This window comes from Microvirga vignae (assembly GCF_001017175.1).
Taxonomy (GTDB): Bacteria; Pseudomonadota; Alphaproteobacteria; order Rhizobiales; family Beijerinckiaceae; genus Microvirga; species Microvirga vignae.
This window is the reverse complement of sequence record NZ_LCYG01000163.1, coordinates 1-2,205: the sequence shown is the minus strand read 5'-3', so window position 1 is coordinate 2,205 and position 2,205 is coordinate 1. Positions and strand designations below refer to the sequence as shown.

The following is a 2,205-nucleotide window of genomic DNA, read 5'->3' as shown; positions in this document are numbered from 1 at the left end:
AAGCTCGAGATCCAGCCGACCAAGCCCCTCGGCAACCAGCGCGACCTGGCGCTGGCCTATTCCCCGGGGGTTGCCGCCCCCTGCGAGGCCATCGCGGCCGATCCGAACGAGGCCGCCACGCTCACCTCCCGCCAGAACCTCGTGGCGGTGATCTCCAACGGCACCGCCGTGCTCGGCCTCGGCGATATCGGCCCGCTCGCCGCCAAGCCCGTGATGGAGGGCAAGGCGGTCCTGTTCAAGAAATTCTCCGGCATCGACGTGTTCGACATCGAGGTGGCCGAGAAGACTGTCGACAAGCTCGTCGAGGTGATCGCGGCGCTCGAGCCCACCTTCGGCGGCATCAACCTGGAAGACATCAAGGCGCCCGAATGCTTCGAGGTGGAGGAACGGCTGAAGGCCCGCATGGGCATCCCGGTCTTCCACGACGACCAGCACGGCACCGCCATCATCGTGGGCGCCGCCGTCACCAACGCCCTGGAGCTTGCCGGCAAGCGCATCGAGGACGTGAAGATCGTCACCTCCGGCGCCGGCGCAGCCGCGCTCGCCTGCCTCAACCTGCTGGTCTCGCTCGGCGCCAGGCGCGAGAACATCTGGGTGACGGATATCGAGGGCGTGGTCCATGACGGCCGCAACGAGCTGATGGACCGCTGGAAGTCGGTCTATGCGCAGAAGACCGATGCGCGCACGCTCGCCGACGTGATCCCCGATGCGGACGTGTTCCTCGGCCTCTCGGCCGGCGGCGTGCTCAAACCCGAGATGGTGGCCAAGATGGCGCCGCGTCCGCTCATCCTGGCGCTCGCCAATCCGTATCCTGAGATCATGCCCGAGGAGGCGGAGGCTGCGCGTCCCGACGCCATGATCTGCACCGGCCGCTCGGATTATCCGAACCAGGTCAACAACGTCCTGTGCTTCCCCTACATCTTCCGCGGCGCGCTCGATGTCGGCGCCACCACCATCAACGAGGAGATGAAGGCGGCCGCCGTGACGGCGATTGCAAGCCTTGCTCGCGAGGCTCCCTCCGAGGTCGTGGCGCGCGCCTATGGCGGCGAGGCCCATCCCTTCGGCCGCAAGTCCCTGATCCCGAGCCCGTTCGATCCGCGCCTGATCCTGCGCATCGCGCCCGCCGTGGCGCAGGCCGCCATGGATTCCGGCGTCGCCAAGCGCCCGCTGGAGGATCTGGAGGCCTATGCCGAGTCCCTCGGCCGCTTCGTGTTCCGCTCCGGCTTCATCATGAAGCCGCTCTTCTCGCAGGCAAGGGCCAATTCGAAGCGCGTGATCTATGCCGAGGGCGAGGACGAGCGCGTGCTGCGCGCCGTGCAGGTCATCGTGGAGGAGGGCATTGCAAAACCGATCCTGATCGGACGCCCGAACGTGGTCGAGGCGCGCATCAAGCGCTTCGGCCTCTCGATGGAGATCGGCCGGCACTTCGAGCTGGTGAATCCGGAGGACGATCCGCGCTATCGCGACTACGTCGCCTCTTACGTCGAGGCGGCGGGCCGCAAGGGCATCACGCCGGATGCGGCCAAGACGCTGGTGCGCACCAACTCGACGGTGATCGGCGCGCTCGCCGTGCGGCGCGGCGATGCGGACGCGCTGATCTGCGGTCTCGAAGGGCGCTTCCAGTCTCGTCTCAAGCACATCAAGGACATCATCGGCCTGACACCGGGCGTGAATGAGATGGCGGCGCTCTCGCTGGTGATCACGTCCAAGGGCGCGTATTTCCTGGCGGATACGCATGTGCAGTTCGACCCGAGTGCGGAGGAAATCGCCGACATGGCGATTGCCTGCGCGAGCCATGTGCGCCGCTTCGGTCTCGAGCCGAAGATCGCGTTGTTGTCCCATTCCGATTTCGGGGCATCGGGCAGCCGCTCGGCGGTGAAGATGCGCGAGGCCCTGGCCTGCATCAACGAGCGTGCTCCCGATCTCGAGGTTGATGGCGAGATGCAGGCGGATTCGGCCCTGTCTCAGATGATCCGCGACCGCGTGAATCCCACCTCGCGCCTCAAAGGCGAGGCGAACGTGCTGATCATGCCGAACCTGGATTCAGCCAACATCGCGTTCCAGTTCACGAAGATGCTGGCTGATGCTCTTCCCGTCGGCCCGATCCTGATCGGACCGGCCAAGCCTGCGCACATTCTTACGCCCTCGGTCACGGCTCGCGGCATCGTCAACCTCACCGCCATCGCCGTCGTGGAGGCGCAGGCC

Annotated in this window: 1 protein-coding gene; it reads left to right on the top strand. The window is 66.4% G+C overall.

Annotated features, from left to right (window positions below; genetic code table 11):
- The coding region (locus tag AA309_RS31520) for an NADP-dependent malic enzyme (protein ID WP_047192973.1) at positions 1-2,205 on the top strand (2,205 nt) is incomplete at both ends.